Source organism: Streptomyces aureus, assembly GCF_000725495.1.
GTDB classification, from domain to species: Bacteria; Actinomycetota; Actinomycetes; order Streptomycetales; family Streptomycetaceae; genus Streptomyces; species Streptomyces aureus_B.
On record NZ_JNZD01000001.1, the window covers coordinates 371,363 to 393,787 of the forward strand.

Consider the following 22,425-nt stretch of genomic DNA (forward strand, 5'->3'; position numbering starts at 1 on the left):
TACCGCCGCATCCCGCCCTCCGCCGTCGTGTCCCGTCGGACCCCGGGAAGCGCTTCAGCCCAGCTGGGCCACGGCTTCCATGGCGATCCGCTCGAAGACCTTCGCGTCGGCGGCGAACTCGGAGTCGGGGATCGGCCAGTGGATCACGATCTCGTCGAAGCCCAGTTCGGCGTGCCGGCCCGCGAAGTCGACGAACGCGTCGAGGGACTCCAGGGGGCGGCCCCGGTCGGGGGTGAAGCCGGTGAGCAGGATCTTGTCGAGCCCCGCCACGTCCCGGCCGATCTCGGCGCACGCGTCGGCGAGCTTGGAGACCTGTCCGCGCAGTGCCTGGACCGACTGCTCGGGGGTCCCCGTCTCGAACAGCTTCGGGTCTCCGGTCGTCACCCAGGCCTGTCCGTGGCGGGCGGCGAGCTTCAGCCCGCGCGGTCCGGTGGCGGCCACGGCGAACGGCAGCCGGGGGCGCTGGACGCAGCCCGGGATGTTCCGCGCCTCGTGCGCCGAGTAGAAGTTGCCGCCGTAGGAGACGGAGTCCTCCGTGAGGAGCCGGTCGAGCAGCGGGACGAACTCGCCGAAGCGGTCGGCGCGCTCCCGCGGGGTCCACGGGTCCTGTCCGAGCGCGGTGGCGTCGAAACCGGTGCCGCCCGCTCCGATGCCCAGGGTGATCCGGCCGTTCGAGATGTCGTCGAGGGAGATCAGGTCCTTGGCGAGGGTCACCGGGTGCCGGAAGTTCGGTGAGGTCACCAGGGTGCCGAGGCGCAGCCGGTCGGTGACGGCGGCCGCGGCGGTCAGCGTCGGCACGGCTCCGAACCAGGGGCCGTCGCGGAAGGTCCGCCACGACAGGTGGTCGTAGGTGAAGGCGGTGTGGAAGCCGAGCTCCTCCGCGCGCTGCCATGCGGAGCGCCCGCCCTCGTGCCAGCGGACGTACGGCAGGATCACGGTGCTCAGACGCAGACTCATGCGTCGAGCGTAGACGCAGCCGGTCCCGGGCGCCGCAGGGCGGTGGGGGTGCCGGCCCGCCGCCCCGGATCAGTGCGGTCCGGGAAACCGCAGGTAGCGCGGGGGTACGGTCTCCGTCAGCCAGACGCCGTTGGCGCTGACGCGGAAGACGTGGCCGTCGCGGTGCATGGCGGCGGCGTCCACCGAGAGGACGACCGGGCGGCCGCGGCGGGCGCCGACGCGGGTGGCCGTCTCCCGGTCCGCCGAGAGGTGCACGTCGTGCCGGTTCATGGGCTTCAGGCCCTCGGCGCGGATCGGGTCCAGGCTGCGGGCCACGGTCCCGTGGTAGAGATACGCGGGCGGGGTCGCCGGGGGCAGCCCGAGGTCGACCTCGACGGAGTGGCCCTGGCTGGCCCGGATCCGGGTTCCCTCGACGGCGAAGCGCCGCTTGTCGTTGGTGGCCACCACATGATCGAGCTCGGCCCGGGTGATCCGGAAGTTGTGTGCGGTGGCGGCGGAGATCAGCGCGTCGATCTCGACCCAGCCGCCCTCGCCGAGCGTGAGTCCGATGCGTTCGGGCTGGTGCCGCAGATGCTTCGAGAGGTACTTCGACACCTTCACGGTGCGCCTGTCGTCCATCGGCTCGTCGGACGGTCTTTCCGTCCGATCATCCGTCCGATCATCCGTCCGATCATCCGTCCGCTCATGCGCTCGGCCCCGCGTTCGCTCACGCGTCCGATCGTGCGCCTGTTCACCGTTCTGTTCCTTCATCCTCCCAGCGTGCCTGGAGAGAGGCGGATCACGCAGGTTATTTTCGCCGGGAGGTTTGATCCACAGCCAAGTGAGCTTATCCACAGGCCAATTGACGAGTCTGTGGACAACGAGGCTGCGTTTTAGGGTACTTCGTCAACAGTCGTGTGCTGGGCGTGGTTTGCAGCGAGCCGGTCCATCGCCCTTGCCCGCAGCTCGCGTTCGGCCGCCGCCGTCACGAATTCCGCCGCGTGCTCCACGCCAACCAGCCTTTCCACGGCCCGCATCGTTCCGGCGGCCAACTCCACCGGACGGTCCCGTTCCGGCTCCATCGGCACCGGACCGGCGGCGAGCTGCCGACTCAGCTGACGGGTCGCGAAGTGACGCATTGCACGGGCCAGTTCGGCGTCCACCGTCTGCTGCGCGAGCGGGCGCAGACGCCGTACCAGCGAGGCCGCCTCGGCCGCCTCCGCGTCGCTCGGCGGACGTCCCTCCGCGAGGTAGCGGGCGAAGACGTGTTCCGTGGTGAACTCCAGGAAACGGGAGGCGATGTGCTCCACCTGCCCCCTCAACTCCCTCAGATGGCAGGTGATCGCGGACAGGGGCACCCCGGCCCTGTGCAACTCGACGGCCACGGCCAGCTCTTGGGGGCTCGGGACCAGGAAACTGTCCTCGTCCCCAGGGACGGGTTCCAGCACCCCCAGCTCCACCGCCTCCGCGACCGCCGTGTCGTCGGGACGGCCGCCGAACCGCTCCACCAGCTCCGCCCGGGAGATCCGGTCCGCCTCCTCGTCGGTCCACGGCCCGTCCACCTCCGCGACCAGGCCGAGGATCCCGCCCAGACCCCGGCCCGCGTCCCAGGCCTCCAGAAGCTCCTTGATCGAGGCCAGGGTGTAGCCGCGGTCCAGGAGGTCGGCGATCTGCAGCAGCCGCGCCAGATGGGCGTCCGCGTAGACGTTGGCGCGCCCGCGCCGCTCGGGACGGGGCAGCAGCCCCCGGTCCTGATAGGCGCGGATCGTCCGGACCGTGGCACCGCTGCGGTGCGCCAGATCCTCGATGCGGTAGGCGGCACCGCCCGGCTCGTCGCTCATCGCTCCCTCACCAAGATGACTTCACACGATCACAGGGGTGGTTCCGCGCGGGCGATCGCACGCAGCGCCCCCGGGGCGAACCGGTGCAGAAGACGGGCGCCCCGCGCCTCGGGGGTGACCGGCACCACCGCCTCGTCCCGGACGACCGCGCGCAGGATCGCCTCGGCGACCTTCTCCGGCGGGTAGTTGCGCAGTCCGTAGAGCCGCGCCGACCTCTTCTGGCGCCGCTGCTCCTCGGCCGCGTCCACTCCGGCGAACCGCGCGGTCGAGGTGATGTTGGTGTTGACGATGCCGGGGCAGATCGCCGAGACGCCGATGTCCCGCCCGGCGAGTTCCGCGCGCAGGCACTCGCTCAGCATCAGGACGGCCGCCTTGGAGGTGCTGTAGGCGGGCAGCGCCTTCGAGGGCATATACGCCGCCGCCGAGGCGATGTTGACGATGTGCCCGCCCTGCCCGCGCTCGGCCATCTGCTTCCCGAAGAGGCGGCAGCCGTGGATCACACCCCACAGATTGACGTCGAGGACCTTCCGCCAGTCCTCCGCCGTGGTGTCGAGGAAGGAGCCGGACAGGCCGATCCCGGCGTTGTTCACCAGTACGTCCACCACGCCGTATTCGGCGGCGACCCGGCCCGCCAGCTTCTCCATGGCCTGTTCGTCGGAGACGTCCGCCGTCTCCGCCCAGGCATCCGGCGCGCCGATCAGCCGGGACATCTCCGCCGTGCGGGCCGCGGCCTCCGCGTCCCGGTCGACGGCCACCACCCGCGCGCCGGCCTCGGCGAACGCGAACGCCGTGGCCCGCCCGATCCCGCTGCCGGCACCGGTGACCAGGACGAGCTGTCCGCCGAACCGTTCCGCGTACCTGCCGGTGGCCACCGGCCCGTTCGCCGGCACCCCGTTCTCGCGTCCCTCGTTCGCCGTCACGAACTCCGCTATCCAGGCCGCCAGTTGATCGGGGCGGGTCCGCGGGATCCAGTGCTTGGCCGGAAGGGTGCGGCGCACCGCGTTCGGAGCCCACTTCTCCAGTTCGTCGTAGAGCCGCTCGGAGAGGAAGGCGTCGCCCAGGGGCGTGATGAGCTGCACGGGCGCGTGCGCGTACGCGTCCTCGCGGGGGCGGCCGAGCCGGGAGCGCACGTTGTCGCGGTAGAGCCACGCGCCGTGGGCCGCGTCCGACGGCAGCGAAGCGGTCGGATAGCCGTCCGCGGGCACCTTCTCCAGCCGCTGCAGGATCCCGGGCCAGCGCTTGCCCAGGGGGCCGCGCCAGGCCAGCTCGGGCAGCACGGGCGTGTGCAGCATGTACACGTACCAGGACTTGGCGCCCTGGCCGAGCAGTTGGCCGATCCTGCGCGGGGTGGGCCGCCGCACCCTCGTCTTGATCCAGTGCCCGAAGTGGTCGAGCGACGGACCCGACATCGATGTGAACGAGGCGATCCGTCCCTCGGTGCGGGCGACCGTCGCGAACTCCCACGACTGCACCGAACCCCAGTCGTGGCCCACGAGGTGCACCGGCTCCCCGGGGCTGACCGCGTCGATCACCGCCAGGAAGTCGTCCGTCAGCTTCTCCAGCGTGAACCCGCCGCGCAGGGGCCGCGGCGCCGTCGACCGGCCGTGCCCCCGTACGTCGTACAGCACGACGTGGAAGCGGTCCGCGAGCCGCACCGCGACCTCGGACCACACCTCCTTGGAGTCCGGATAACCGTGCACGAGCACCACGGTCGGCTGCCTCTCGTCACCCAGCTCGGCGACGCACAGCTCGATCCCGCCCGTCCGCACCCGGCGCTCACGCGCCCCCACGAGACTCACTTGTCCTCCGCCCAGCGCCGCACGTGCGGCAGATCGTCGTCGAGCCAGAACGCGCTCTGCTCGGGGTCCCGGGAGTCCGTGACGACCAGGAGCTCCTCGAACTTCGCGCCCGTACCCCGGAATCCGAGATGCGGTTCGACCGCCCACAGCCCCGGCCGGGGCGGATGGTCGGAGAAGGCGTAGGGCGACCACAGCGGGGACCAGCCCTCCCGGTGCCCGTGCAGCACGTCGCTCGCCAGCCCCTTCAGAGCCTGGACCCCGAACCCGAACAGACTCGGGGACCACGGCCGTTCCCGGACCCGGTCCACCTTGTGCGCGATCACGCCGAACGGATACGCGCGGTGCCGGTTGGCGCAGCCCTGGCGGACCATCAGCCGGTCCACGTCCTCGTAGATCTCCCGCAGCGGGCGCCGTTCGCGCACCTCGCGCAGGATCAGCTCGCGGTGCGCCTCCAGGTCGGCCAGCAGCCTGTCCTGCACCGGGTTCGGACCCAGCGAACCCGAATAGCCGATGTCCGCGGTGAAACCCCGGTGCACCGGGGCCATGTCGAGGATGAAGGGCATCCCCGGCTCCAGCGCGCGGTCGGTGGGGAAGAACTGCAGCGGGATCCGGAAACCGGCGAAGGCCGTGCGGTCGCCGAACCAGGCGAACGGCAGATGGAACCAGTCCCGCACCCCGCGCTCGCGCAGCCACACCCGCTGCATCCGGGCCGCCTCCCGCTCGGTGACACCCGGCTTCAGCTGCGCCGCGACCGCCTCGGCGCAGGCGTACGCGAGCCGCTGCACCTCCTTGAACCCCCGCAGCTCCGCCGAGAGCCCTTCCGCCGTCACCGTCGTCATGCCACCGCCCCACCTGTCCGCACCGCCGACCGCGGTACGTGCCCGTAACGTGACACCGGCGAATGTGACAGTTGTTAGAGGCTGCGTCAATAGGCCCGGGTCTCCCTGTGGACGACCGACGGCGCGCGAGACGGCCGCGCGCCCGGGTGCCGTACCTGAGGGTGACCCCTACGGGCCCGTACGCCTGGAGGCTGACGCCGATCCACCTCCACGGGCTGACGACCCCTGTGGTGTGCGCCACTACCGTCGAGAACGTGACTGTGATCGCGACCGAAAGCCTGAGCAAGCGGTACCCCCGGGTGACCGCGCTTGACCGGCTCTCCGTGGACGTCGGGCCCGGTGTGACCGGACTCGTCGGAGCCAATGGAGCCGGCAAGTCCACACTGATCAAGATCCTGCTGGGTCTGTCCCCCGCCACCGAGGGCCGCGCACACGTGCTCGGTCTCGACGTCGCCACCGAGGGCGCCGCCATCCGCGAGCGCGTCGGGTACATGCCCGAGCACGACTGCCTGCCGCCCGACGTCTCGGCCACCGAGTTCGTCGTCCACATGGCGCGCATGTCCGGACTGCCGCCGGCCGCCGCCCGCGAGCGCACCGCGGACACCCTGCGCCACGTCGGTCTGTACGAGGAGCGCTACCGCCCCATCGGCGGCTACTCGACGGGCATGAAGCAGCGCGTCAAACTCGCCCAGGCCCTCGTCCACGACCCCCAGCTGGTCTTCCTGGACGAACCGACCAACGGCCTCGACCCGGTCGGCCGCGACGACATGCTCGGACTGATCCGCCGCATCCACACGGACTTCGGCATCTCGGTCCTGGTCACCTCCCACCTCCTGGGCGAACTGGAACGCACCTGCGACCACGTCGTGGTCGTGGACGGCGGCAAGCTGCTGCGCTCCAGCTCCACCACGGACTTCACCAAGACCACCACCACCCTCGCCATCGAGGTCACCGACAGCGACGAACACCCGGACGGCACGAAAGCGGTCCGCGAGGTGCTCCACGCGCGCGGGATCGAGACCCACGACGGCGGCGGACTCCCCGGAGCCGGACACATCCTGCTGCTCACCACGGAGAGCGAGGACACCTACGACCTCGTCCGCGACGCGGTCGCCGACCTCGGCCTCGGCCTGGTCCGCATGGAACAGCGCAGGCACCACATCGCCGAGGTCTTCACCGACAGCGACGAACAGCGGAAGGAGGCGGTCGGCCATGGCGGTTGAGCACCCCCTCACCCAGCCCGGTGAGCAGACCCGGATCCACAACATCGGCTACCGCGACTACGACGGCCCGCGCCTCGGCCGCGCGTACGCCCGCCGCTCCCTCTACTCGCAGTCCCTGCGCGGCGCCTACGGACTCGGCCGCTCCGTGAAGTCCAAGATCCTTCCCATGCTGCTCTTCGTGGTGATGTGCGTCCCCGCGCTGATCATGGTGGCCGTCGCGGTCGCGACCAAGGCCAAGGACCTGCCCGTCGACTACACCCGTTACGCCGTGCTCCTCCAGGCGGTCATCGGTCTCTACGTCGCCTCGCAGGGACCCCAGGCCGTGTCCCGCGACCTGCGCTTCAAGACCGTGCCCCTGTACTTCTCCCGCCCCATCGAGACCGCCGACTACGTACGCGCCAAGTACGCGGCCCTGGCCTCGGCCCTGTTCATCCTCACCGCAGCCCCGCTGGTCGTCCTCTACGTGGGCGCGCTGCTCGCCAAGCTCGACTTCGCCGACCAGTCCAGGGGCTTCGGACAGGGACTGGCCTCGGTCGCCCTGCTCTCCCTGCTCTTCGCCGGCATCGCCCTGGTCATCTCGGCCGTCACCCCGCGCCGCGGCTTCGGCATCGCGGCCGTCATCGCCGCCCTGACCATCTCCTACGGAGCCGTCTCCACCGTCCAGGCCATCGCCTTCGAGCGCTCCAGCGGCGGAGCCGTCCCCTGGCTCGGACTCTTCTCCCCGATCACCCTCATCGACGGGGTCCAGACGGCCTTCCTCGGCGCCACCTCCGCCTTCCCCGGCCAGGAGGGTCCCTCGACCGCCCAGGGCCTCGTCTACCTCGTCGTCGTCCTCGGTCTCATCGCCGGCTGCTACGGCCTTCTGATGCGCCGCTACCGAAAGGCCGGACTGTGACCACGCTCACCATCGACCACGTCTCGCGCTGGTTCGGCAACGTGGTGGCCGTCAACGACATCACCATGACCATCGGCCCCGGAGTCACCGGACTCCTCGGCCCGAACGGCGCCGGAAAGTCCACCCTCATCAACATGATGGGCGGCTTCCTCGCCCCCTCCACCGGCACCGTCACCCTCGACGGACAGCCGACCTGGCGCAACGAGGACATCTACCGGCACATCGGCATCGTCCCCGAACGCGAGGCGATGTACGACTTCCTCACCGGACGCGAATTCGTCCTCGCCAACGCCGAACTCCACGGCCTCGGGCCGAAGGCCGCCGACCGGGCCCTGGCCACCGTCGAGATGGCGTACGCCCAGGACCGCAAGATCTCCACGTACTCCAAGGGCATGCGCCAACGCGTGAAGATGGCGTCCGCCCTGGTCCACGATCCCTCGCTGCTCCTGCTCGACGAGCCGTTCAACGGCATGGACCCCCGCCAGCGCATGCAGCTCATGGACCTGCTGCGCCGCATGGGGGACGAGGGCCGCACCGTCCTGTTCTCCTCCCACATCCTCGAAGAGGTCGAGCAGCTCGCCGCCCACATCGAGGTGATCGTCGCCGGACGGCACGCCGCCAGCGGCGACTTCCGGCGCATCCGCCGCCTCATGACCGACCGTCCGCACCGCTACCTGGTCCGTTCCAGCGACGACCGCGCCCTGGCCGCGGCCCTCATCGCCGACCCGTCGACCTCCGGCATCGAGGTCGACCTCGCCGAGGGCGCCCTGCGCATCCAGGCCGTCGACTTCGGCCGGTTCACCGCCCTGCTGCCGAAGGTCGCCCGCGACCACGGCATCCGGCTGCTGACGGTGTCGCCGTCCGACGAGTCGCTGGAATCCGTCTTCTCGTATCTCGTCGCGGCGTAGGAGGCCGAAGATGTACGACCCCACAGTCGCCCGGCTCACCTACCGGGGCCTGCTCGGCCGCCGCCGGGCCCTCATCCTCGGCGTCCTGCCCGTCCTGCTGATCGTGCTCTCGCTGGCCGTCCGGAGCTTCTCCGGAGCCGACGACCAGGTCGCCTCGGACCTGCTCGGCGGGTTCGCGCTCGCCACCATGGTCCCGATCATCGGCGTCATCGCCGGCACGGGCGCGATCGGACCCGAGATCGACGACGGCTCGGTGGTGTACCTGCTGGCCAAGCCCCTGAAGCGGCCCACGATCATCTTCACCAAGCTGATCGTCGCGATCGCCGTCACCATGGCCTTCTCCGCCGTGCCGACCTTCATCGCGGGCATGATCCTCAATGGCAACGGCCAGCAGATCGCCGTCGCCTACACCGTGGCCGCCCTCGTCGCCTCGATCGCCTACGCCGCGATGTTCCTGCTCCTCGGGACCGTGACCCGGCACGCGGTGGTCTTCGGACTCGTCTACGCCCTCGTCTGGGAAGCCCTGTTCGGCTCCCTGGTCTCCGGGGCCCGCACGCTCAGCGTCCAGCAGTGGGCGCTCGCCGTGGGCCACAAGGTGACCGGCGGCGACCTCGTCACCTCGGACGTGAGCCTGACGACGGCCACGGTCCTGCTGACCGTGGTCACCGTCCTCGCCACCTGGTACGCGGGACAGCGGCTGCGGTCGCTGACGCTGGCCGGCGAGGAGTGAACCAGGGCTCCCCGTGCGCGTGCCGACTGGTGGGCGGCGCGCGCGGGGAGCCCTTTTCGCTTGCGGCGGTTTCCGACAGCCGCCTCGGACAGCGGCTTCTTCCGGCGGCGGCTTTCGACAGCAGTTTCTGACCGCAGCTTTTGACAGCTGCTTCTGACAGAGGCTTCACCCCCGCCCGGGCACACTGACCGAACGGGACGCACGGCCGGGAGGAACGGGGATGACGACCGAGGAACCAGGAGACGAGCGCCGGGACCGGACCACGGACGGCTTCGGCGACGGGCCGCGCGACGCGGCGGGGGAGCCGTGGGACGACCTCGTGCTCGACGAGGACTTCATACGCTCCGCGGAGACCAACGAACCGTCGGCCCGCGCGCGGATGCTCGCCGCCCGCTGGCGCGAGGGCGGACCCGATCCGCAGCCCTGGCGCTCCGACGAACCGCCCGCCGGATGGTTCTTCAGCAGGAGCCGCCGGCGCAGATGGCGCGGCAGGTGAACCCCGGCCGGGGCGGCATTTAATCAGTGGCGCCCAAGTCGGCCCACGGGCAGAGTGGTTGTGTACCCGCCGCCGCGAAGCGCCGGCGCCATGAACCGGGAGAGGAGCGCGACGATGTCCAACGGGAAGAGTTCGTCGAGCTCCCGGCAGGGCAGCCCTCTGCGGGTTCCGGAGTAGTTACCCTCCGTCGAACCCGCTCGCAGGGGAGTTGCCCGGGGCGGCCGCTTCGAGCGCGCGTCACCGCGCGGGCCGCCCACCCGGAGGATTGGCCGAGTGGAAAGGCACCGGCTTGCTAAGCCGTGGTCGGGGGTGAAACCCCGCGCGCGTTCGATCCGCGCATCCTCCGCACGACACAGCGACACAGCGACACAGCCCACGATGGCCGCGACACGACGGCCGCCGCATGACACGCGCGGTCGCGCGATGGCCTGCCGCACTGGGCGGTGATCGCGTGAGACGGCGACGACGCGAGACGGTCGCCGCACAATACGGCGGCCGCGCGACACCATCGGTCGCCGTGTGACACAGCCGCCGCTGGACGCAACGGCCGAGCGGCACCGCGCCCCGGCCCCTACGACCGCGTCAGCAACCGCTCCAGGACAACCGCGATGCCGTCCTCCTCGTTCGAGGACGTCACCTCGTCCGCGATCGCCTTGAGGTCGTCATGGGCGTTGGCCATGGCCACCGAGTGCGCCGCCCAGGCGAACATCGGCACGTCGTTCGGCATGTCGCCGAAGGCGATGGTGTCGGCCGCCTTCAGGCCCAGACGCCGGGCCGCCAGCGACAGCCCCGTCGCCTTGGTCAGCCCGAGCGGCAGCAGCTCCACGATCCCGGGACCCGCCATCGTGACCCCGACGAGTCCGCCCGCGACCTTCACGGCCACCGCCGCGAGCTCGTCGTCCGAGAGCGTCGGGTGCTGGACGTACACCTTGTTCAGCGGAGCCGACCACAGGTCCGCCGCGTCCCTGAGCGGTACGACCGGCAGCGCGCCCTCCAGCCGGCGGTAGCCGGGTCCCACCAGCACCTCGCCGTCGAGCCCGTCGCGGCTCGCGGCCAGCAGCAGCGGGCCGACCTCCGCCTCGATCTTGGCGAGCGCCAGACCGGCCAGCTGCCGGTCCAGCGTCACGGACGTGAGCAGCCGGTGGTCCCCCGCGTCGTAGACCTGCGCGCCCTGACCGCACACGGCCAGACCGCGGTAGCCGAGCTCGTCGAGGACGTGTCGCGTCCAGGGCACCGCGCGACCGGTCACGACGATGTGGGCCGCGCCCGCCTCGGTGACCGCCGCGAGCGCCTCACGTGTGCGCGCCGAGACCGTCTCGTCGGGACGCAGCAGCGTCCCGTCGAGGTCGGTCGCGACGAGCCTGTACGGGAACGTCCCGGGCCCGGTGGCCCCGGACGTCCCTGCCGAACCGGTGGAGCTGGTCACTTGGAGATCGGCTCCAGAACCTCACGGCCGCCCAGGTAGGGCCGCAGCAGCTCGGGCACCCGCACCGAACCGTCGGCGAGCTGGTGGTTCTCCAGGATCGCGACGATCGTCCGCGGGACGGCGCACAGCGTGCCGTTCAGCGTGGCGAGCGGCTGGACCTTCTTGCCGTCGCGCATCCGGACGGACAGGCGGCGAGCCTGGAAGCCGTTGCAGTTCGAGGCCGAGGTCAGCTCGCGGTACTTGCCCTGGGTCGGGATCCACGCCTCGCAGTCGAACTTGCGGGACGCCGAGGCGCCCAGGTCGCCGCTGGCCACGTCGATCACCTGGAAGGGCAGCTCGAGGCCGGAGAGCCACTGCTTCTCCCACTCGAGGAGCCGCTGGTGCTCGTTCTCCGCGTCCTCCGGGTCGACGTACGAGAACATCTCGACCTTGTCGAACTGGTGCACACGGAAGATGCCGCGGGTGTCCTTGCCGTAGGTGCCGGCCTCGCGGCGGAAGCACGGCGAGAAACCGGCGTAGCGCAGCGGCAGCTTGTCCGCGTCGATGATCTCGTCCATGTGGTACGCGGCGAGCGGGACCTCGGAGGTGCCGACCAGGTAGTAGTCGTCCTTCTCCAGGTGGTACACGTTCTCCGCGGCCTGGCCGAGGAAGCCGGTGCCCTCCATGGCGCGCGGGCGGACCAGCGCCGGGGTCAGCATCGGCGTGAAGCCGGCCTCCGTGGCCTGCGCGATCGCCGCGTTGACGAGGGCGAGCTCCAGGAGCGCGCCCACACCGGTCAGGTAGTAGAAGCGCGAGCCGGACACCTTGGCGCCCCGCTCGACGTCGATCGCGCCCAGGGCCTCGCCGAGTTCCAGGTGGTCCTTGGGCTCGAAGCCCTCGGCGGCGAAGTCACGGATGGTCCCGTGCGTCTCCAGGACGACGAAGTCCTCCTCGCCGCCGACCGGGACGTCGGGGTGCACCAGGTTGCCGAGCTGGAGGAGGAGCCGCTTGGTCTCCTCGTCCGCCTCGTTCTGGTCGGCCTCGGCGGCCTTGACGTCGGTCTTGAGCTGCTCGGCCTGCTTCAGCAGCTCGGCGCGCTCGTCCGGGGTGGCCTTGGGGATCAGCTTGCCGAGCGACTTCTGCTCGGAACGCAGCTCGTCGAAGCGGACGCCGGAGGACCTGCGCCGTTCGTCGGCGGAGAGGAGGGAGTCGACGAGCGCGACGTCCTCTCCACGGGCGCGCTGGGAGGCGCGAACACGGTCGGGGTCCTCACGGAGCAGGCGAAGGTCAATCACCCCTCAAGGCTACCGGTGCGGGCTTCGCGTCAACGAACCGATATTCCAGAGCGTGACCGCTGTCACGGTATGAGTGAAATGCCGGACCGGATCCCTTGATCGTAGGGAAGCGTCATCACTTGATCACCGGGAAGCGTCTTCGGCTGATCGCCGGAGGGCGTCAAGGAAAAGGAGCCCGCTCCCTGGAACGGGGCAGGCGCCGCTTCACCGGTTGACCGGATTTGCTTGCGGGGGGCGGCACTTGCGCGGCGAGTTGTCCACAGGAGTGAAGGCTCCGCCTCAGTTATCCACAGGGTGTGTGGAAGATCTGTGGATGTCGGAATTGATCATTCCGATCCCGTTGTGGCGGCTGAAGAATTCCCGGCCCAAACCCTCCGTACGCTCACTTTCGGGTGTAAATGATTCCCTCCATAGGGTTGATCAATGGAAAAGGGTAGACGAAGAGGGACGTGCGAGGGTGTGGACGGACTTGGGTCGAGTAGCCGATTTGTCGACCATGTAGTGCTTCGTTGTCGACTTGTCCCCAGGTCGAGAAGCGCACCTGTGGATAACTTTGTGGATGACAGGAATCGGCAGGCGGGGCCTGGGGGAAACGCTCCGGCGGGTGGGGTCCGCCGCTCAGAACCGGCCGTCGGCGCAGCGCGCCAGCCAGTCCGACGCGGCGGAGAACTCGTCGTCTGAGGTTCCGGGCCGCAGCGTGCCCACGTCCTCGGGGGCGACGCCGGCCCGCGGATAGGAACCGAGAAAGCGCACCTGGGGGCAGATCCGCTTGAGACCCATCAGGGCCTCGCCCACCCGGCGGTCGGTGATGTGTCCCTCTGCGTCCACCGAGAAGCAGTAATTGCCGATGCCCCGGCCGGTCGGGCGGGATTCGATCCGCATCAGGTTGACGCCGCGCACAGCGAATTCCTGGAGCAGTTCCAGCAGCGCGCCGGGGTGGTCGTCGCCGAGCCAGATGACCACGGACGTCTTGTCGGCGCCGGTGGGCGCGGCGGGCCGGGCCGGGCGGCCGACCAGCACGAACCGGGTCTCGGCGTTCGCCGCGTCGTGGATCTCGGTCACCAGCGGCTCGAGGCCGTACGTGGCCGCGGCGAACTCGCCCGCGAAGGCCGCGTCGTATCGGCCCTCCTGGACCAGCCGGGCGCCGTCCGCGTTCGAGGCGGCCGACTCCCACAAGGCGTCCGGCAGATGCGCGGCCAGCCAGTTGCGCACCTGGGGCTGGGCGACCGGGTGCCCGGTGACCGTCTTGACGTCCTTCAGCGCGGTGCCGGGCCTGACCAGCAGGGCGAAGGCGATCGGCAGCACGACCTCGCGGTAGATCATCAGCGGGTCGCCCTTGGCGAGTTCGTCGAGGGTGGCGGTGACACCGCCCTCGACGGAGTTCTCGATCGGCACGAGCGCGCCCGCGGCCTGGCCGCCGCGTACCGCGTCGAGCGCGGCCGGGACGGACACCATGGGGACCAGCTCCCGCGTCGCGGCCTCGGGAAGCGTGCGAAGGGCGGCCTCGGTGAACGTACCCTCGGGGCCCAGATAGGTGTAGCGCGTCGCCGACATACCGTCACCCTAATGGGCCCCGCCCGAAGCGTCCGACGCCTGCGGATCCCGGTCGCCGCGCCGGGTACGGGGTCCGGTACTGCGGTACGGGACGCGGTACCGGCCGGCGCCCACAGGGGCGGGCGGCCGGCGTTCAGGGGGGCGGGAGCCCGTCAGCCCTCCAGCAGTCGCTGCCCCACGTACTCGCCCTCCCCGGCGCCGCCCGGCACCGCGAAGAGGCCGCTCGACTCGTGGCGGATGTACTGCGAGAGCGCGTCGCCGCGGTCGAGCTTGCGCTGGACGGGGACGAAGCCGCGGACGGGATCGGCCTGCCAGCACACGAAGAGCAGACCGGCGTCGGGCGTGCCGTCGGTGCCGATGCCGTCGTGGAAGGAGAACGGACGGCGCAGCATCGCGGCCCCGCCGTTCTGGTCGGGCCGCGTGATCCGGGCGTGCGCGTTGATCGGTACGGCCAGGTTGCCGTCGGCGTCGGTCTTGTCCAGGTCCATCGCGGTGGTCTCGGTGCCGCCGCTGAGCGGTGCGCCGGTGGACTTCCTCCGCCCGATGACGTCCTCCTGGGCCGTGCCCGAGAGCTTCTCCCAGTCGTCGAGCAGCATGCGGATCCGGCGGACGACGGCGTAGGAGCCGTTCGCCATCCATTCCGGGGTGCCGGAGGAGGGGACGAAGATCCGTCCGTCGAAGTCGGGCTCGGACGGCTTCGGATTGCGGGTGCCGTCGATCTGGCCCATCAGATTGCGGGCGGTCATCGGCGCGGCGGTGGCACCCGGTGACCGGTTGAAGCCGTTCATCTGCCAGCGCACCCGCGCGGCGGAACCGGCGTCCTTCTGGACCGCGCGCAGAGCGTGGAAGGCGACGAGGGCGTCGTTCGCTCCGATCTGCACCCACAGGTCGCCGTTGGAACGGGCCTTGTCGAGGCGGTCGGAGGAGAAGTCGGGCAGCGGGTCCAGGGCGGCGGGGCGCTGCTTCTCCAGGCCCGTGCGGGCGAAGAAGCTGTGTCCGAAGCCGAAGGTCATGGTCAGGGACGAGGGGCCGGCGTCCCGCGCCACACCGGTGTCGCCGTGGTCCGCGGCCTCGCCCGCCATGAGCCGCCGGGCGGTCGCCGACCAGCGGCGCAGCAGTGCGGCGGCCTCCCTGCGGCCCGAGCCCGCCGTCAGGTCGAAGGCGACGAGGTGGCCGCAGGCCTGGAGGGCGTCGGTGATGCCCGGCTGATGTTTCCCGTGAAACATCGCCATGTCCGCGCCGACCGAGTTCAGCGGCACGGTCTTCTCCGGAGCGGGGGCCGCGGTGTACCCGACGGCGGCGCCGGCCGCTCCGAGGACGAGCCCGGTGGCGCCGGCGGTGCCGAGCAGCCGGCGCCGGCTCATGACGCCCGTCGGGGTGTCCTCGGGCGAAGCGGGGCCGGAGGGCGCCGCCTGCCGGGCGGTGGGGGCGGAGGTCCCGGGGGTGGACTGGTCAGCCATGGTCAGGTTCAGCCGATCTGCGCGTTCTTGTACACGGTGGCCTGGTCGATGTCGGAGGTGCGCACGGTCACCGCGATCTTCCACTGGCCCGCCATGGGGATCTGCACACCGCTCGCCGCCCAGTGCCCCGTGGCGACCCGGTCGGGGGTCACGGGCAGCGGTCCGACGTTCTTCGCGGTGAGGGTGAAGGCGACCTTGACCTCGGGGACGTCGAAGGCCTTGCCGTTGGGCCGGAGGACGAACACGTGCATCTGGTTGCCGCCGACACGGGCCGGGTCGAGGGTGACCTCCACCGTGCCCTTGCCGTCCTCGCCGCCGGTGTCGAACGGCATCTTGAGGGACAGCGGGCCGGAGCGCTGCGAGGCGGCCGCGGTGGCCTGCCGGGCGGCCTCCGCGGTGCGTCCCGGTTCGGTGGCCGTCAGCGCGGTGGTGACCGCGAGCAGCACGACGGCGACCCCGGCCTCGGCGAGTACCGAGCGCCGCAGGCCCGAGCGGTGCGGGTCGGCGTCACGGACCCGCTTGTCGCGGGTGGAGTCCAGGGCGGCCTGCTGCCGGGCGAGCTGGGCGGCGCGTCGGGAGTCGGCCGGGACGGTGGCGGGTGTCCGCACCGCGGAGCGCTGCTCCACGACGACGGCGGCTTCGGGAGCGGCGGTCTCGGCCAGCCGGCCCGTCCAGCGCCGGGAGATCCACGCGATGCCCACGAGGACGGCCACCAGGCCGATCTTGACGAGCAGCAGCCGGCCGTACGAGGTGCCGGTGAGCGCGGACCAGGAGCCGAGCTGGCGCCAGGACTGGTAGATCCCGGTCCCGACCAGGACGAGGACGGAGCCGAAAGCGAGGCGGGAGAACCGGCGTACGGCGCTCGCCTCGATCGGGGTGTCCGCGGGAGCCCGGAACAGGGCCGTCACGAGGGCGGCCAGACCGCCGAGCCAGGTGGCGACGGCCAGCAGGTGCAGGACGTCGACGGGCATCGCGATGCCGGGCTGGAGGCCGGTCGAGGCGTGCTCGGCCATGGCCCAGGTGGCGGCGAGACCGGCCGCGACGACGGCTCCGCCGACGGCGAGTCCGAAGGTGAGGTCGTTCTTCTCCGCGGCCAGGTGAGCGGCCTCGGAGCCGTCCTCGGCGCCGGGGCCCTGAGCGGCCGTGACCTCGGCCTCCGCGACCCCGGCTTCCGTGATCTCGTCCTCGGCGCCCGTCTCCGGGCTTCCGGCCTCCCGCTCGTCCTCGTCGCGCCGGGCGTACGCGCCGAAGAGCACGGCGATGAACAGCGCCGCCGCGGCGAGCAGCAGCAGCCTCGACACCAGGGCGGCGCCCGACTTGGTCTGCAGCACCTCGCCGAGCAGGTTCAGGTCGAAGATGTCGCCGACCTTGCCGGAGCCCACGTACGAGCCGCGCAGGAGCAGCAGGGCGAGGGTGGCGGCGGTCAGCGTGAGCCAGCCGCCGACGACGAGGCGCTGGAGGGGCCGAATGCCGGCGCCCCGCTGCCAGCAGGCCAGGACGAAGGCGGCGCCGCCGACGAGCACGATGAAGCCCGCGTAGGAGAAGTACCGCCCGGCTCCGTAGAGGAAGCCGACCACGCCGCCGCCCGCCGCCTGGCCGGACAGGGCGACGGAGGTCCCCGAGGGGGCGCCGATGGAGAAGGTGAAGGCGCCCGCGACGGGGTGGCTGTCCGCGGAAACCACCTGGTAGGTGACGGTGTAGGTGCCGTCGGGCAGCCCGGGGCGCAGCTTCAGTCCGTAGGTGTCGCCGCCCAGGTCGCTCGCGCCGCCGGCGTCGACCCGCCCGCCCTTGGGGTCGAGGACCTGGAGCGAGTCGTCGTTCAGCGAGACCTGTTCGGAGAAGGTGAGCGAGACCTGTTCGGGTGCCTTGCCGACCACCGATCCCTGCGTCGGGTTGCTCCCGGTCAGCGCGGCGTGCGCGGAGGCGGGCGCGGCGCCCGCGAGGAGCGCGCCGGTGACGGCGAGGAACAGCAGCAGGAGGGTCCTGAGGCGGGGAGCGATGGTCGGTGTCACGGTGATGCCTCCCTCAGCGTCCGGTCTTCGGGTCGTAGGTCGCGGGCTTCACGGGCATGGAGATCCTGACCGTGCCGGACTTGGCGAAGTGCAGTTCCACGGACACCTTCTCGCCCTGTCCGGGCTTGTGGGTGAGCTTTTCGAACATGAGGTGGTTGCCGCCGCTGGCGAAGGTGAGGGTGCCGTCGGCGGGGACGGCGAAGGACGTCCGCTCCTCCATCGCGCCGTCCACGGTCGCGTGCATCGTCACGTCGTCCGCGAGGCCGCTGGTGACCGAGGTGAGGGTGTCGGCGCCGCCGGAGTTGGTGACGGTGAAGAAGCCGGCGGCCATCGTGGCCATGCTCGGGGCGGGCATGTAGGCGCCGGTGACCTTGAGTTCGGGGGCGGCCGGGGACGACGGGGAGCCGCCGTCGCCGCAGGCCGTGAGGGTGCCCGCGGCGGCCAGGACGAGGGAGCAGGCGGTGAGGAGTCCCGCGCGGCCCGTGCGGCGGCTCACGGGGTCCTGCCCTCGACGATCTTGGGGAGGTCCTTGGTGTAGTCGCCGACGGTGGCGCTCTCGCCGTAGAGCACGTAGCCCGCGTCGGTCTTCGGGGAGAAGGCGATGACCTGGGTGCCGTGGACGGAGACGGTCTTGCCGTTCTTGTCCTTGGTCGTCGGCTCGATGGTGATGCCGAGGCTGCGGGCGCCGGCCTGGATGGCGGCGAAGTCACCGGTGAGGCCGACGAAGTCGGAGTCGATGCCCTTGAGCCAGGCGCCGAGCGCGGCGGGGGTGTCGCGGGCCGGGTCGGTGGTGACGAACACGACGCGCAGCTTGTCCTGCTCGGCCTTCGGCAGCTGCTTCTTGGCGACGGCCAGGTTGTTCATCGTCAGGGGGCAGACGTCGGGGCAGTGGGTGTAGCCGAAGTAGACGAGGGTCGGCCTGCCCTTGGTCTCCGCGCGCAGGTCGTACTTCTTGCCGGCCGTGTCGGTGAGGACGAGGTCCGGCTTGGTGAAGGGGTTGTCGAGGACCGTGGCTGCCTTGGCCGCGCCGGCCGCGGCCGACACGTCGGCGACCGGCGTCCCGCTCCCGGTCTCGCTGCCGCAGGCGGAGAGGGTCAGGGCGGCGGCGGCGAGCAGCGCGGCCGCGGCGTACGTCTTCTTGCGCATAGAAAAATGTCCCAGATGTGAGCGCTCCGGCGGGCACCGGGGGCCGGACGGGGCCGATGAGCCTCGTCGGACGCGGTCCGGGGCCGGTGCGGGACCGGCCCCGGACCGGTCCGGGGAGCCGCGTCCGCGACCCTCCGGTACCTGCCGGGAGCGTGTGTGTCTCAGTACCTCAGCGGTACCTCAGCGGTGTGCCTGCGCCTCAGGCGGTCGTGCGCCGGCGTCCGGCCAGGACGCCGTAGGCCACGCCGGCCAGGCCGACGAGGATGCCCACGACGCCGAGGACACGCGCGGTGGTGTCGCTGCCGTCCGCGGCGGAGGCCGTCTCGGTGTGCTCGGCGGTCTTCTCCGCGTGGGTGTCCTCCGCGGCGGCTGCTCCGTGGTGTCCTCCCTCGGCGGCGGCCGTGAGCACGAGCGTCGGGGCCGGGTGCTCGGGCTCCTCGGCGCCCTCCTTCTGCGGCTCGATCCAGCGGACGACCTCCTTGTCGGAGTACGTCTGGACGGCCTTGAAGACGAGGGAGTCGGTGTCCTCGGGCAGCGCGCCGATGGAGAGCGGGAACTTCTGGAAGAAGCCCGGCTCGATGCCCTTGCCGTCGGCGGTCCAGGTCACCTTGGTGACGGCTTCGCCGATCTTCTCGCCGTGCGCGGTGACCGGCTTGTCGAGCTTGGACTTGGTGACCTTCACGGTCCAGCCCTCGAGCGGCTGCGGCATGACGGAGGCGAGCGGGTGGTCGAGAGGGAGGTTCACCTCGACCTGGGTGGTCGAGGCGTTGTCGCGCTCGTTGGGCACCTTGAAGTCGACGACCGCGTAGCCGCCCTTGGCGGCCGCGCCCTCGGGCTGCACGCTGACGTGCGCGAACGCGGGGGCGGACAGGGCGAGAACGGCCGTGGCGGCGACGGTGCCGGCGGCGGCGAGACGAGAAGCCTTCATGGAAGGAAACACTCCACATTCAGTCCGGTGACGAAGGGGACGCGCGTGCGTCTCGGCGTCCCGTGGACGGGGCGAGACGGTGCCCGGGGGAGTCCCGGCGGGCAGGCGCGTGTGCGGCACGACCGCGTCCCCTTCGGGAAGGCCCGTGAAGCCACCGGGGCCGGTGGAGTCCGTGCGAGCGAGGACTCCGGGGACCCGGGGCGTTCCGTGGATTTCCGTGCGGCGGCGCGTCGTGTCAGGCGACGAGGGCGAACGCGGTGGAGGCGGGCGGCCCGCGGCGGACGACGGTGTGCTGGAGCGCCGTCGTCCGGGGGGCGAGGGGCGCGAGGAGCGCGGTGCGCGGAGTGCGCGCGATCTCGGGCGCCCCGGGAAGTCCCGTACGCAGGGCGCGTACGAGGGTGAGCGCGGCGCGCAGCGAGCGGACGAGCGCCGCTTCCGTGACTCCCTGCGCCGACAGCCGCATGAGCCGCAGCAGGGCCAGATCGCCGTGGCGCAGCACCCATCCCGCGGCGACGGCCGCGAGCACGTGGCCGAGCAGCATCGAAACGGAGGGCAGCACCGGCATCGCGGAGCCGCCCGCGGTGGGCAGGGCGTCCGCGCCATGGCGCATGGACGACGTCATGCCCGTCATCCCCGCCATCGACGTGTCGATCCGCGCGTCGGTGAGGATCTTCATGGCCTGCGCGGGGCTGATCGCCGCCGCGGCCGTACCGCACACCAGACGCGCGGCGCGCTCCACGAGCAGGGCGTCGGGCATCGTCGTCCCCGGCGCCATCGCACCCATGGAGCCGGTGGCCGCCGTACGGGTCCCCAGACCGAGTCCGAAGAGCGTGTGCAGCACCGTCTGGCCGAGCGCGAGCAGCACCACGATGCCCGGCAGGGCGCGTTCGCGGCCGGCCAGCGACGCGGCGACGGCGAAGACCGCGAGGAAGCCCGCGCCCAGCGTCCACAGCGGGACGGTGGTGCAGGAGGCGATTCCGTGACCGGCCGCGGCCAGCACGACGCAGACCGCGGCGAACACCGCGGCCCTCAGGGTCCGGAGGCCCGCTCCGGAGTGCGCCGAACGCTGGTGGGGGGCAGTCATGGCGGGCTCATCATCGCACTGGGCCCCCACACCCCGTGCGGCAGGTCCGATTGACGGCTTGTGACCGGTCCGTCCACCGCCCGGAGTACGCCGAACGGAATACCGCCGAACGGCCCTCGTCGGAGGCTTGATCGCTCGCGCATACACCGCGTCCCCGGGGGAGCGCGTCGGCCGTATGGGCGGCATCACGTCGCGTATGCGATTGCGCACGGGTGGTTGCGGCAATACGTAACGGTATGTCGAGCCGCGGCCGGGAGGCTGGAGCATGAGCATCTGGTGGTCACTCCATCTGCGGCGCGAGGCTGCGAGTGTTCCGCTCGCCAGGCGCCTGCTGCTCGGCACGATGGAGAGCGCGGGCGTCGACCCGGACATCTCCTACGACCTCTCGGTCGCCCTCACCGAGGCATGCGCCAACGCCGTCGAGCACGGCGGGGACGGCGTACGGGACCCCGACTGCGAGGCGTACCGGGTGACCGCCTATCTCGACGGCGACCAGTGCCGCATCGAGGTCACCGACTTCGGCCCCGGATTCCCGGCGGGCGGCGCCCGCCCCCCGCTGCGCCAGGCCGGCGAGGACGCGGAGCACGGGCGGGGCCTGTGCCTGATCCGTGAACTCGCCGACCACGTCCACATCGGCAACAGGCCGGGGCGCGGCGGCGCGGTGGTGAGCTTCGACAAGATCCTCAAGTGGAAGACGGTCCCCACACTGCTTCCCGCCTGATGGGCCGGACGCCGCTTCCCGCCTGACGGGCCGTACGACGGGTGCCGCCCGGTCCTGCCCGGTCCTGACCCGCCCCGGTTCACAGCCCGGCGACAGGCTCCGCCCAGGTTCCTGACGGCTGCCGCGTCTAGGTTCCCTTCGCACAGGGCCGCAGCCGGTTCCGGTGCCCGCACCCGCCGGCGTCCTCGGGAGAAGGGGTACGTCGATGAGCAGCCGCGAGGACGACCGGGCGCTGGCAGGGGCCGCCGTGGCCGCGCTGACCGGACAGCTGGAGCTGACCCCCAAACCCGGGCTGCCGGACCCTCGTGACCTGCGTGCCCGGGCCAGCTGGCGGGACCTGTGTTCGCTGCGCTGGTCGGCCAGGGCACTGGCCCCCGGCCTCGCGGCCATGGCCGCCGCCGCCCGCCGCACCGGCCGGGCCACACCCGAACTCCGCGCGGAACTGGGCGCGATCGGCCGGTGCACCGAACACTCGGTGGCCCTGACCGGCGGCGGCCACCGGGGTGCCCTGTGGGCCCTCGGGCTGCTGGTCGCCGCGGCGGCACTCGACCCGGGGGCGCACGGCAGCGAGGTCACCGCGACCGCCAAGAGCATCGCCGCGCACACCGACCGGCGGGCACCGCGCCGGCCCTCCCGCGGCTCGTCCGTCTCCGCGCAGTACGGAGCGGCCGGCGCGCGCGGTGAGGCGCGGGCCGGATTCCCGCACGTGCGGCGGGCGTTGGAGGCGCTCGCGACCGCCCGCTCGGCCGGGGCGCCCGAGCCCAGCGCCCGCCTCGACGCCCTGCTGACCGTCATGTCCACGCTCCAGGACACCGAGTTGCTGTACACGGCCGGACCTCACGGTCTGCGCCATGTCCAGGCCGGCGCCCGGGGCGTGCTCGAAGCGGGGGGCACGGCCACCCCGGAGGGGCGTGCGGGCCTCGACGCCCTGGACGACGATCTGCACGCACGCGGCTGGAGCCCCGGAGGCAGCGGGGCGCTGCTCGCGGGCGCGCTGTTCGTGGACGCACTCCCACTCGCCCCCGCCTGACGGCCCACCGAGCCGGCCCGCCACCGACCGGATCTCCCCGCCGACCCGGGCACCGTTTCCCGGGGCTCCCCTGAGGCGGGCCCCAACACCCTGCCGGGCTTGGCGTCCCCGGGCACACCGATG

At 71.8% G+C, this 22,425-nt stretch carries 21 protein-coding genes and 1 tRNA gene; 8 read left to right on the top strand and 14 right to left on the bottom strand.

From position 1 onward, the window contains the following. Window positions 1-54: 54 nt before the first annotated feature. From IO36_RS01670 to IO36_RS01690, 5 genes are all read right to left on the bottom strand, one after another. The gene (locus IO36_RS01670) at window positions 55-957 is read right to left on the bottom strand and encodes an LLM class flavin-dependent oxidoreductase (protein ID WP_037615072.1); all 903 of its coding nucleotides are present in this window, start codon (window positions 955-957) and stop codon (window positions 55-57) included. A gap of 69 nt (window positions 958-1,026) precedes the next feature. Continuing rightward, window positions 1,027-1,575 carry an RNA 2'-phosphotransferase gene (locus tag IO36_RS01675; protein WP_037615073.1) on the bottom strand — a complete coding sequence of 183 codons (549 nt, stop codon included), beginning with the start codon at window positions 1,573-1,575 and terminating at the stop codon, window positions 1,027-1,029. A 254-nt stretch (window positions 1,576-1,829) separates the two neighbouring features. Next, on the bottom strand, window positions 1,830-2,777 hold the full coding sequence (locus IO36_RS01680; RefSeq protein WP_037615075.1) for a MerR family transcriptional regulator: 948 nt from the start codon (window positions 2,775-2,777) through the stop codon (window positions 1,830-1,832). 29 nt (window positions 2,778-2,806) lie between these two features. Then, window positions 2,807-4,576, bottom strand: coding sequence for an SDR family oxidoreductase (locus IO36_RS01685; RefSeq protein WP_037615077.1), 1,770 nt, complete (start codon window positions 4,574-4,576; stop codon window positions 2,807-2,809). After that, on the bottom strand, window positions 4,573-5,415 hold the full coding sequence (locus tag IO36_RS01690; RefSeq protein ID WP_037615079.1) for a M24 family metallopeptidase: 843 nt from the start codon (window positions 5,413-5,415) through the stop codon (window positions 4,573-4,575). Before IO36_RS01690 ends, IO36_RS01685 begins: the two co-directional genes overlap by 4 nt. A 260-nt stretch (window positions 5,416-5,675) precedes the next feature. On the opposite strand from IO36_RS01690, the gene IO36_RS01695 reads away from it, so the two are divergent. From IO36_RS01695 to IO36_RS01720, 6 genes are all read left to right on the top strand, one after another. Next, window positions 5,676-6,638 (top strand): ABC transporter ATP-binding protein, encoded by a 963-nt coding sequence (locus IO36_RS01695; protein ID WP_037615405.1) that lies wholly within the window; start codon window positions 5,676-5,678, stop codon window positions 6,636-6,638. Continuing rightward, window positions 6,628-7,533 (top strand): membrane protein, encoded by a 906-nt coding sequence (locus IO36_RS01700; RefSeq protein ID WP_037615081.1) that lies wholly within the window; start codon window positions 6,628-6,630, stop codon window positions 7,531-7,533. Before IO36_RS01695 ends, IO36_RS01700 begins: the two co-directional genes overlap by 11 nt. Continuing rightward, window positions 7,530-8,441, top strand: a complete 912-nt coding sequence (locus tag IO36_RS01705; protein WP_037615083.1) for an ABC transporter ATP-binding protein — start codon at window positions 7,530-7,532, stop codon at window positions 8,439-8,441. The genes IO36_RS01700 and IO36_RS01705 overlap by 4 nt, the downstream gene beginning before the upstream one ends. A 10-nt stretch (window positions 8,442-8,451) precedes the next feature. Beyond that, the gene (locus IO36_RS01710) at window positions 8,452-9,171 is read left to right on the top strand and encodes an ABC transporter permease (RefSeq protein ID WP_037615085.1); all 720 of its coding nucleotides are present in this window, start codon (window positions 8,452-8,454) and stop codon (window positions 9,169-9,171) included. Between the two features lie 220 nt (window positions 9,172-9,391). Next, window positions 9,392-9,667 carry an SGM_3592 family protein gene (locus IO36_RS01715; RefSeq protein WP_037615086.1) on the top strand — a complete coding sequence of 92 codons (276 nt, stop codon included), beginning with the start codon at window positions 9,392-9,394 and terminating at the stop codon, window positions 9,665-9,667. 259 nt (window positions 9,668-9,926) lie between these two features. Beyond that, window positions 9,927-10,013 (top strand) — tRNA-Ser (locus tag IO36_RS01720). Window positions 10,014-10,238: 225 nt separating this feature from the next. Here IO36_RS01720 and IO36_RS01725 read toward each other — a convergent pair. The 9 genes from IO36_RS01725 to IO36_RS01765 form a co-directional block, all read right to left on the bottom strand. After that, complete coding sequence (locus IO36_RS01725) at window positions 10,239-11,093, bottom strand: HAD family hydrolase (RefSeq protein WP_037615088.1); 855 nt, start codon at window positions 11,091-11,093, stop codon at window positions 10,239-10,241. Then, complete coding sequence (gene serS / locus IO36_RS01730) at window positions 11,090-12,367, bottom strand: serine--tRNA ligase (protein WP_037615090.1); 1,278 nt, start codon at window positions 12,365-12,367, stop codon at window positions 11,090-11,092. The genes IO36_RS01725 and serS overlap by 4 nt, the downstream gene beginning before the upstream one ends. 618 nt (window positions 12,368-12,985) lie before the next feature. Next, on the bottom strand, window positions 12,986-13,921 hold the full coding sequence (gene pheA / locus IO36_RS01735; RefSeq protein WP_037615092.1) for a prephenate dehydratase: 936 nt from the start codon (window positions 13,919-13,921) through the stop codon (window positions 12,986-12,988). Window positions 13,922-14,073: 152 nt separating this feature from the next. Next, entirely contained in the window at window positions 14,074-15,381 is a 1,308-nt protein-coding gene (efeB, locus tag IO36_RS01740; protein WP_037615094.1) for an iron uptake transporter deferrochelatase/peroxidase subunit, read from the bottom strand. 8 nt (window positions 15,382-15,389) lie between these two features. Then, on the bottom strand, window positions 15,390-17,393 hold the full coding sequence (locus IO36_RS01745) for a copper resistance CopC/CopD family protein (RefSeq protein ID WP_037615096.1): 2,004 nt from the start codon (window positions 17,391-17,393) through the stop codon (window positions 15,390-15,392). A gap of 13 nt (window positions 17,394-17,406) precedes the next feature. Then, on the bottom strand, window positions 17,407-17,889 hold the full coding sequence (locus IO36_RS01750; protein ID WP_037615098.1) for a copper chaperone PCu(A)C: 483 nt from the start codon (window positions 17,887-17,889) through the stop codon (window positions 17,407-17,409). Continuing rightward, window positions 17,886-18,539 carry an SCO family protein gene (locus IO36_RS01755; protein WP_037615099.1) on the bottom strand — a complete coding sequence of 218 codons (654 nt, stop codon included), beginning with the start codon at window positions 18,537-18,539 and terminating at the stop codon, window positions 17,886-17,888. The genes IO36_RS01750 and IO36_RS01755 overlap by 4 nt, the downstream gene beginning before the upstream one ends. 199 nt (window positions 18,540-18,738) lie before the next feature. Beyond that, window positions 18,739-19,467: a YcnI family copper-binding membrane protein gene (locus tag IO36_RS01760; RefSeq protein ID WP_037615100.1), complete on the bottom strand. Its 729-nt coding sequence runs from the start codon at window positions 19,465-19,467 to the stop codon at window positions 18,739-18,741. A gap of 235 nt (window positions 19,468-19,702) precedes the next feature. Then, on the bottom strand, window positions 19,703-20,551 hold the full coding sequence (locus IO36_RS01765; RefSeq protein WP_037615101.1) for a hypothetical protein: 849 nt from the start codon (window positions 20,549-20,551) through the stop codon (window positions 19,703-19,705). Between the two features lie 265 nt (window positions 20,552-20,816). Between IO36_RS01765 and IO36_RS01770 the strand changes: the two genes are divergently transcribed. Continuing rightward, complete coding sequence (locus IO36_RS01770; RefSeq protein ID WP_037615102.1) at window positions 20,817-21,272, top strand: ATP-binding protein; 456 nt, start codon at window positions 20,817-20,819, stop codon at window positions 21,270-21,272. Between the two features lie 205 nt (window positions 21,273-21,477). Further along, the gene (locus IO36_RS01775) at window positions 21,478-22,302 is read left to right on the top strand and encodes a triphosphoribosyl-dephospho-CoA synthase (RefSeq protein ID WP_037615104.1); all 825 of its coding nucleotides are present in this window, start codon (window positions 21,478-21,480) and stop codon (window positions 22,300-22,302) included. Window positions 22,303-22,425: the final 123 nt, after the last annotated feature.

Bases quoted from the DNA above. Each gene is read 5' to 3' on its own strand.
- IO36_RS01670 (WP_037615072.1), bottom strand. From the start codon at position 957: ATGAGTCTGCGTCTGAGCACCGTGATCCTGCCGTACGTCCGCTGGCAC.
- IO36_RS01675 (WP_037615073.1), bottom strand. From the start codon at position 1,575: ATGGACGACAGGCGCACCGTGAAGGTGTCGAAGTACCTCTCGAAGCAT.
- IO36_RS01680 (WP_037615075.1), bottom strand. From the start codon at position 2,777: ATGAGCGACGAGCCGGGCGGTGCCGCCTACCGCATCGAGGATCTGGCG.
- IO36_RS01690 (WP_037615079.1), bottom strand. From the start codon at position 5,415: ATGACGACGGTGACGGCGGAAGGGCTCTCGGCGGAGCTGCGGGGGTTC.
- IO36_RS01700 (WP_037615081.1), top strand. From the start codon at position 6,628: ATGGCGGTTGAGCACCCCCTCACCCAGCCCGGTGAGCAGACCCGGATC.
- IO36_RS01710 (WP_037615085.1), top strand. From the start codon at position 8,452: ATGTACGACCCCACAGTCGCCCGGCTCACCTACCGGGGCCTGCTCGGC.
- IO36_RS01715 (WP_037615086.1), top strand. From the start codon at position 9,392: ATGACGACCGAGGAACCAGGAGACGAGCGCCGGGACCGGACCACGGAC.
- pheA (WP_037615092.1), bottom strand. From the start codon at position 13,921: ATGTCGGCGACGCGCTACACCTATCTGGGCCCCGAGGGTACGTTCACC.
- efeB (WP_037615094.1), bottom strand. From the start codon at position 15,381: ATGGCTGACCAGTCCACCCCCGGGACCTCCGCCCCCACCGCCCGGCAG.
- IO36_RS01755 (WP_037615099.1), bottom strand. From the start codon at position 18,539: ATGCGCAAGAAGACGTACGCCGCGGCCGCGCTGCTCGCCGCCGCCGCC.
- IO36_RS01760 (WP_037615100.1), bottom strand. From the start codon at position 19,467: ATGAAGGCTTCTCGTCTCGCCGCCGCCGGCACCGTCGCCGCCACGGCC.
- IO36_RS01765 (WP_037615101.1), bottom strand. From the start codon at position 20,551: ATGACTGCCCCCCACCAGCGTTCGGCGCACTCCGGAGCGGGCCTCCGG.
- IO36_RS01770 (WP_037615102.1), top strand. From the start codon at position 20,817: ATGAGCATCTGGTGGTCACTCCATCTGCGGCGCGAGGCTGCGAGTGTT.
- IO36_RS01775 (WP_037615104.1), top strand. From the start codon at position 21,478: ATGAGCAGCCGCGAGGACGACCGGGCGCTGGCAGGGGCCGCCGTGGCC.